This window comes from Paenibacillus darwinianus, from assembly GCF_000598065.1.
GTDB lineage: Bacteria > Bacillota > Bacilli > Paenibacillales > Paenibacillaceae > Paenibacillus_I > Paenibacillus_I darwinianus.
In genome coordinates this window covers 18,166-25,796 of the sequence record NZ_KK082157.1, presented here as the reverse complement: position 1 = coordinate 25,796, position 7,631 = coordinate 18,166, and the positions used below count along the sequence as shown (strand labels likewise).

Annotated in this window: 11 protein-coding genes; 4 read left to right on the top strand and 7 right to left on the bottom strand. The window is 58.5% G+C overall.

All coding sequences use genetic code 11. The features are described 5' to 3' along the window. Positions 1-241, top strand: a 241-nt coding sequence (locus BG52_RS07780) for a GGDEF domain-containing protein (protein WP_144340766.1), incomplete at its 5' end; no start/stop codon positions are given. A 5-nt stretch (positions 242-246) separates the two neighbouring features. Here the strand turns inward: BG52_RS07780 and BG52_RS15640 are convergent. The 5 genes from BG52_RS15640 to BG52_RS07760 form a co-directional block, all read right to left on the bottom strand. Continuing rightward, positions 247-348, bottom strand: a complete 102-nt coding sequence (locus BG52_RS15640) for a DUF2164 family protein (protein WP_144340765.1) — start codon at positions 346-348, stop codon at positions 247-249. 46 nt (positions 349-394) lie between these two features. Next, positions 395-853 (bottom strand): GyrI-like domain-containing protein, encoded by a 459-nt coding sequence (locus BG52_RS07775; protein ID WP_036583461.1) that lies wholly within the window; start codon positions 851-853, stop codon positions 395-397. Positions 854-1,072: 219 nt separating this feature from the next. Then, the gene (locus BG52_RS07770) at positions 1,073-1,504 is read right to left on the bottom strand and encodes a GNAT family N-acetyltransferase (RefSeq protein WP_036583459.1); all 432 of its coding nucleotides are present in this window, start codon (positions 1,502-1,504) and stop codon (positions 1,073-1,075) included. A 257-nt stretch (positions 1,505-1,761) separates the two neighbouring features. Further along, positions 1,762-2,031, bottom strand: coding sequence for a hypothetical protein (locus tag BG52_RS07765; protein WP_036583457.1), 270 nt, complete (start codon positions 2,029-2,031; stop codon positions 1,762-1,764). Positions 2,032-2,061: 30 nt separating this feature from the next. After that, a complete protein-coding gene (locus BG52_RS07760) occupies positions 2,062-2,526 on the bottom strand; it encodes a DUF6376 family protein (protein WP_051587759.1) in 465 nt (154 codons plus the stop codon). Positions 2,527-2,753: 227 nt separating this feature from the next. On the opposite strand from BG52_RS07760, the gene BG52_RS07755 reads away from it, so the two are divergent. The 3 genes from BG52_RS07755 (at position 2,754) to BG52_RS16440 (ending at position 4,812) form a co-directional block, all read left to right on the top strand. Next, positions 2,754-2,984, top strand: coding sequence for a hypothetical protein (locus BG52_RS07755; RefSeq protein WP_036583454.1), 231 nt, complete (start codon positions 2,754-2,756; stop codon positions 2,982-2,984). A gap of 126 nt (positions 2,985-3,110) precedes the next feature. Then, on the top strand, positions 3,111-4,499 hold the full coding sequence (locus BG52_RS07750; protein ID WP_036583451.1) for an RsmB/NOP family class I SAM-dependent RNA methyltransferase: 1,389 nt from the start codon (positions 3,111-3,113) through the stop codon (positions 4,497-4,499). Positions 4,500-4,722: 223 nt separating this feature from the next. Further along, positions 4,723-4,812: a YjcZ family sporulation protein gene (locus BG52_RS16440; protein ID WP_223298946.1), complete on the top strand. Its 90-nt coding sequence runs from the start codon at positions 4,723-4,725 to the stop codon at positions 4,810-4,812. Positions 4,813-4,966: 154 nt separating this feature from the next. Here BG52_RS16440 and BG52_RS07745 read toward each other — a convergent pair whose 3' ends face one another. Together BG52_RS07745 and BG52_RS07740 are read right to left on the bottom strand one after the other, a co-directional pair. Next, positions 4,967-5,737: a pseudouridine synthase gene (locus BG52_RS07745; protein ID WP_036583449.1), complete on the bottom strand. Its 771-nt coding sequence runs from the start codon at positions 5,735-5,737 to the stop codon at positions 4,967-4,969. Beyond that, positions 5,734-7,416 carry an RsmB/NOP family class I SAM-dependent RNA methyltransferase gene (locus BG52_RS07740; RefSeq protein ID WP_036583446.1) on the bottom strand — a complete coding sequence of 561 codons (1,683 nt, stop codon included), beginning with the start codon at positions 7,414-7,416 and terminating at the stop codon, positions 5,734-5,736. Before BG52_RS07740 ends, BG52_RS07745 begins: the two co-directional genes overlap by 4 nt. Between the last annotated feature and the right edge of the window lie 215 nt (positions 7,417-7,631).

Sequence of the window (7,631 nt, the reverse complement as noted above, 5' to 3'; positions counted from 1 at the left end):
CGCCGCCGTTGCGCGCCCCGGCCTGAAGCCCGCCGATGTGGCGGAGGCGATACGCATGCGCGTAGAGGCGGAGACACCGGTCACGCTCAGCATCGGTTGGAGCAGTATGGCGGAGGGCGTCTCCGTCGAGGAGGCGCTCAAGCAAGCCGACAAGGCCATGTACGCCTCCAAGGAAAGCGGTAAAAATAAAGTGACGGCCTATCGGCCGCCACGTATAAAAGCATCGGCCGGCAACCACTGAGCGGCTTACCGATCCGGCACCTCCACGGCATACAGTTCGTCTTCCATGGCCGCCAGCCGGTCGGCCAGCATCTTTCGGGCGTCGGTTATCGCTTGATTTTTGAACATAATGACCGCACCAAACAAAAGCGGCGGCCGCGCCGCCGCTTTCTTTCTATTCCCGAACGTTTTTCACCGGTATCCACAGCTCCACCGGCTCCTCGTCCAAATGATCGTCAATGTAGAATACTTCAATGGCCAGCGCATTCTCAGACTTCTCCAACTTCCGCTCATTCATCCAGGCAAACAATTGCTCGTAGCCTTCGCCGATCCTTTTGTTCGTCGTCGCGACTACGGCATAATCATGCTCGGGAATCGTGAATTGCACCATCCCTTCCGGAATCTCTTCCAGGTGGTGCACCTCGCTGCAAGCCCAATAAGTTGCAAACACCTCGTTTCCGAAATACGGGCTGAACAGCACCGGCGACTTCACGGAGTCGTTAAGCTCATGCTTGCGCGACAGAAAGTCGCCCTGCAGGCGGATCGCCTCGTCCGGGAACGTTGAATACGGTCCGGAATAGCTGATGCCCGCCAGGTTGAGAGCCGGCTTGCTTGCCAGCATGCAATTGTCCATTGCGATACCTCCCGGTCATGGAATCGAGCGAATCGGAACGTCGAGAAAACCGCCGTCCTTCTCTAAGTGTAACACGTAAGACGCCATACAGGAAACATTTTGCAGGATCATTGATCTCAATTCGCCGCCTTCTGCGCCCAATGAACGGCGCGCCGCACCAAAAAAGCGGCTCCGCCTCCCCGCAGGAGTTCGAAGCCGCTTTATACACATCCGAAGCGATCAGGCGTTGCCTGCATATTCCATCGATTCGTATAATTCCTTAATGGTGTCGCTGTGGCTCGCGGCCTCTGAAAGCAATTCAAGCGCATCCTTCCGCTTCGTGTAATTCATCACAGCGGTTAAAAGCGCTTTCTCAACTCCATTTTGTTGAGCCTCCGGCAGCACGAACAGCTCGCCCAGCCCCCAATCCTTCTCCCCGTCACCGGACACGACGGGCGACAACTGCGCATAGCCGAGATAATGCAGCACGCCCCGGTATGGTTTGACGGCGACCAGAACGATATAGCCCTGGCCCTCCAGCATTTCCTCCAGATCGTCTCTCCCGGGTAAAGTCGTCGTGCATCTTCTGCCCGATATTCGATATTGGTCGAATAGATCGTTTACGTAATCGACTTCCTTCAACGAAGCGCGTTTCACGACTATAGTATCCATTTTTCGTTCACCCTCCAACGTGAAGTTGCGGAAGATAACCGTACAGGCGAGATTCTTCTATCTCATTACCCATTAACGTTCGGGTTTAAACAAGCCTCATGCCTCCTTCTTCTCAGATTCTTGGCGAATAGGTGCATTTGCGTCCGGTCCCTGTGTATGTTTATTGTAAGTTGTTTTGTTCCTTTCCACAATATGGGGCGTGAAGAAAATGAAAAAAATCACGTCCCGCAGGGCGTGATTTTTCGGTTCGGAGCCGCTTACGATTTGTCCAATGTTCGTTTCGCAGCCGTGATCAGCTCGTCAAAAGCCTCGTCGCTTTCTTCGAGCAACTCCTCGACCTCGAAAAGCTGCTCCTCCCCGCCCGAAGCGTTCAGGAAAAACAGGCCATACGACCATTCCTTGCCGTTCTTTTTCTGAAGCGTCATTTCATAGGGCTCCTTATGGCCTTCCGCTTCAAAATGCACATAGCCGACATAGCCGTCCTCTTTTGAAAAAGTCAAGCCTGCGTCGATAATAGTCAGCTTCACGATTCGACCGTTCCTTCCCGGCGACCCCGCCTATTCATTGCCCAGATTTCGAACAGCTCCGATCAATCGGGCTAATTGCTCCAGCGTCCGGTCAATGCCCGAATCGAGGTATGCCTGATCGAAATTCTGAATATCCCCGTTTAGCTTCTCCAAATAGACGCCGATATCCTGCTGCAGCGTTTCGTTGTAGCCGACGATCTGCTCGTGAATTTTCTGCGCAGCCTGCGGAGCGTTCAGTCCGTTGAACTGCGAGATCCGGCTCTGAATGCCCTCCAGTTCTCGAATCAGAGCATCCCTTGCTGCCGGGTCGGTAGCCGCGCTTGCGGCCATGGCAGGGATCGACTCGGCCCAAGCCGCCGCATCGGCAACGTAGGAGGCGGCCTCATTGGTATAATCCAGCGTCCGGTCAATCTGTTTAACGCCTTCCAAAAGCGAGCAGCCGGACAGCAAGGCGACCAGCACGACGGCTGCCATTACACGCATACGGATTTTCATCATATCCACTCCTCGAGACAAGATCCCTCTTTAATACTTAACAGCCGCGCCAGCGGTTTCAAACGTTTGCCCATCGGACAATAGACTAGAGCATCATTCGCCAAAATGTGAACATTTTTTGAAAAATACCGCTTTTTCAGACAAATGGCTTCTAAATTTTAAGACACTTTTAATATTTATTCGTTATACTAAGGTCAGATCGGAAAATGTAAGGAGTGATGTTACAGATGAAAACGATGATCTCCCTTCAAAATAAAATTATTCCCGTATATCTGAATGAATCCAACAATAAAAAAGCGCTCGACAAATTAGGCGAGGTATTGAACCGGAAGCTCGAAACCGGCAAAACGGCGGTCAAGAACTGCATCCGCTCGTTGATCAGCGTCGAAATATCGGGCAGCGAGGCGACCCTGCATGCGATTAATGAGAAAGATACGCTGACCATCTCGCTTTACTGACGCTTGCGCGGCAGGAATGAACGGCCCTTCTCATGCGGACGGGCCTTTTTGCATTTTCGGCTATTGGGCAAAGTCTGGTATAATCGGTGCTGACGATGACCGGCGACTAAAAAGGAGGGCTGACCTGTGGCCTTGCCCCCACCTTATATCGAACAAATGACAAAACTGCTCGGCTTGCCCGAAGCGGAAGCTTTTCTGCGCAGCTTCCAGGGCGAGCGCGCGTACGGCCTGCGGTTAAACCCGTTAAAGACGGTCAGCGGCTCAGCGGCGTTCCGCGAGATGGAGCAGGCTTTCCAGCTCGAGCCCGTTCCCTGGTGTCCCACCGGCTACTACTATTCCGAGGCGTCACGTCCGGGCAAGCACCCGTATCACGCGGCCGGCCTTTATTATATACAGGAGCCGTCCGCCATGTCGGCGGCCGAGCTGCTGGCGCCTGCGCCGGGCGAAACGGTGCTCGATCTGGCCGCCGCTCCCGGCGGCAAAACGTCGCAAATCGCCGGTAAGATGAACGGTTCCGGCTTGCTGATCGCCAATGAGATCCACCCGGCCCGCGCAAAGATCGTAAGCGAAAATGTGGAGCGGCTCGGCATCCGGAACGCCGTCGTGACCAGCGAGCCGCCGGACCGGCTGTCCGCCCGCTTCCCGGCCTTTTTCGACAGGATCATGCTGGACGCTCCGTGCTCGGGGGAAGGCATGTTCCGCAAAGATCCGGATGCGGTCAACGAATGGTCGCCGGCACATGTCGACATGTGCGCCGCGCGCCAGGCGGACATTCTGGATCATGCGGCCGCGATGCTGAAGCCGGGCGGCGCGCTCGTCTATTCCACCTGTACGTTCAACCGTGTGGAGAACGAGGACACGATCGCCGCATTCCTCGCGCGTCACCCTTCCTTCGAGCTGCGCCGCAGCGAGCGGATCTGGCCGCACCTCGAACGCGGAGAAGGCCACTTCGTGGCCCTGCTCGCCAAGTCAAATGACGGACTGGCCGAGGCGGACCGGGACGCGACCCTCTGCCGGCGCACAAACTCGGTCCCCGCCGGCAGAAAAAACCGCGGCAATGGCGCGCCCGTCGCAAGCGCCGATCTGGCCTTATTTCAACGTTTTGCCGCAGATGCGCTGCCCGGCTTTGCCGGACTCGGACTGGGCGCGCCGCTGCGCTTCGGCGACGCCTTGTATTGGCTGCCGCACGACAGCCGGGGCCGGTTCGGCGAGACGGATTTGCAGGGCCTGCGCGTCGCCCGGCCCGGGCTGCATCTCGGCGATATCCGCAAAGGCCGCTTCGAGCCCGCATATGCGCTGGCCATGCACACAACAGCCGGAGCCGCAGCATGGGTGCAGTCTTACCCGCCGGACGCCCCCGAGCTTTCCGCTTACCTGCGGGGAGAGACGCTTCCCGCCAGGCCCGGCTCCTCCGGCTGGGGCCTGGTCGCGGTGAACGGACAGCCGCTCGGCTGGGGCAAATCCAGCGCCGGACAGGTCAAGAATCATCTGCCCAAAGGGCTTCGCAGGCCATGACGGAACAAGCGGAATACAATGCCGCCTGTCTGAAGCCTATGCGAAAAACCACATTTACCGGCATAGCCGCACTGGACAAACAACCAGTTCAATGCGAACAGGGTTATACGTCCAAACCGTTCCTTCCTGCCATCATAAAATAAAGTATTCCGAAAGGCAAACGAGCTGCGATGCGGTCAAAGGCCGGAACGGAAAACAAACATTGACCGGGAGGAATTGGGAAATGGGAGCATATGGCGGTTTTACATCTGCAGGGGTAATCTTGGTTCTGTTCATTTTGCTGGTTATCATTGCACGCGCAGTCGTGCTGTAACGATCCAACCGTAAAAAGCGAAAAACCGCCGAGGCATAACGCCCACGGCGGTTTTTGCCGTGCAGCCAACACACTTAAAGCTTGAGCCGGCTACTACTGTGCGATCGTCTTTATGCGATTCCGCTGCGGTGTCTGCCGCAGCCCGGACAGCCTACTACCGCCCGCGCCCCCGATGCGACTTCAGCGACTTCAGCGCCTCCAGCTCCTCCGCCGACAGCTCCCGGTACGAACCGGGCGCCAGCCGCTCATCCAGCTTCAACGGACCCATCGCCACCCGTTTCAGGAACAGCACCTTTTTGCCGACCGCCTCGAACATGCGCTTGACCTGGTGGAACTTCCCTTCCCGGATCGTCAGCGAAATTTCGGACACGGGCTCCGTCCCCGCATCGAAATGGGCGTCTGTCCGCAGTACCGTAAGCTCCGCAGGCATCGTCACATAGCCGTCATCCAGCGTCACGCCGGCGGCGAATGCCTGGCGGTCCGCTTCGTCCACCGTTCCGCTGACCAGCGCTTCGTACGTTTTGTCGACATGCTTGCGGGGAGATAGCAGCTCATGCGCCATCCGCCCGTCGTTGGTCAGCAGCAGCAATCCCACCGTGTCCTTATCGAGCCGCCCTGCCGGAAAAGGCTGCAGCACCCGATCCTCCGGCTTCAGCAAATCCAGCACGGTCCTCTCGCGGGTGTCCTCCGTTGCCGAAACGACGCCTTGCGGCTTGTTCATCAGCAAATACACGACCTCGCGGAACCGTACCTTTTGCCCGTCGAATTCAACCTCATCGGCCTCCGGATCGATCTGCAGCCCGCTGTCCTGCACCGTAAAGCCGCCCACCGTGACTTTGCCCTGGCGGACGGCCGTCTTGATTTCGCTTCGCGTGCCGCAGCCCATATTGGCCAGCATTTTATCCAGCCGCATCCGTTTGGTCATGACATCCGCCTCCATCCGGGCGCCAGCTCGTTTTTCAGCATGCCGTCGCTCCATTTGCCCCATCCAAGAGGATAACCGTCTGCGCACACCAGCACATGCCCGCTCGCCGGTCCGCCGTCGACGGCGGTTCCTTCCAGCCTGGAAGCTTCGATATGCAACGTCTCGCCCTTTAAATAACGCAAGGCGTCCTCCCCGTCGGCATCGAGATCGAGCGCCAGCGCCGCTTCGGCCTTCTTAAGCCCCATTGCCAAAGCCTGTGAAGGCTCGAACCGGTGCGCCCCCGCTGTGCCGAGATACCAGCCCGCGCGGACAAGCTTCAAGCCCGCCAAAGCCGGCAATCCTTCCGGCTGCAGATATACTCTGGAGCCGAAAGCCGTCAGCCGGCCGGGCCATGCGCTTGCGTCCGGGATCGTTCGGGCCGAGAACGCCCGCCACATCGCGAGCGTGTCTGTCTCGCTGATCGTTCCATCATACCGCCCCGGTTTGTGCCGCCCGCGATCCTTATCGCGGCCGCTCTCCCGTCTGGAGCGCAGCTTGTCCTGCTCGATGCCGCTGCCGCCCCGTCCGTCCTTTCCACCTCGTCCGCCCGCTTCTGCCGGTTCGGAGGCGGCTTTCTCATTCAGCCGGCCCGATTGGGAGCGGCTCTCTGCCGTCCCGGATGCGCGCGATTCGCCGTCAGCATCGAATGCCGGCCGCTCTTCGCTTTCCTCCGCGCTTTTTTGCAGCACTGCGGCGTAATGCCCTTCGCCCGCAACGCGGTGCGGCCAAAGCCGGACAGTGCCGGCTACGGCCCGCACCGCCTCGGGCGACAAGTCCGGTGCCGGTTCGCCCTGCGCTTCCGCAGCTTCTGTCGAAGCCCAATTCGGCCGACCGGACATCCAGCCGTATTCGGGCTCGACCGGAACGACTTCCATATCCGTGCGAGCGGTAAGCAAGGCGGCGATCTGAGCTTCATTTTCCTCCGGAGAGAACGTGCAGGTCGAATAGACCAGCGTACCGCCGGGGGCCAGCAGCTCGGCCGCATGCTTCAGAATATCGCGCTGCATCAGCGAGCAACGCTCCACCGAATGCTTCTCCCATTGGGCGATCATCGATTCGTCCTTGCGGAACATCCCTTCCCCCGAGCACGGCGCATCTACCAGCACTTTATCGAAAAAAGCGCCGAACGCCCCCGCCAGCGCCGCCGGCTCCTCGTTCAGCACAATTGCGTTGCGGACGCCCGCCAGCTCGATATTTTTCGCCAGCGCCTTCGTGCGTTCCCGGGCATTGTCGTTGGACACCAACAAGCCGACGCCCTGCAGCTTGGCTGCCAGCTGCGTCGACTTTCCCCCAGGCGCGGCGCATAAATCCAGCACTCGGTCGCCGGGCTTGACCTGGAGCAGCTCCGCCGGCACCATCGCGCTCGGCTCCTGCATGTAGTAGAGACCCGCATGATAGTGCAGGTGTTTACCGGGTCGGTCGGTTTCTTCATAGTAGAACGCTTCGGACGTCCAGGGGATCGGCGTGAGCCGCTCCGCCCATGGCGTCATCCGCAAAAATGCTTGCTGTGTCAGTTTCAATGTGTTGACGCGCAGGCCATAACGACGTTTATGCTCGTAGGAAACAAGCCATTCGCCGTACTCGTCTCCGAGCAGGCGCTCCATTTTATCCAGAAACGGCTTCGGCAGCCGGATGCTCATATCGGTTAACCCTGCTTTCCGATTCGTATTTTCTCTTTTCAATTCGCCGCTGCCTGTCCTGTATCATGTCCGGTTGCCCTCGCCTGTCCTCCTCAATCCTCGTCCTTATGCAGCCTTTGTTCCAGAGGGATTGCGGCAAGCTCGTCCGCCAACGCCGCGAGGGTCGCGTCCGGAACGGCAATCCGGTACGGTTGAAACGGCGGAGGAGCCGGCCG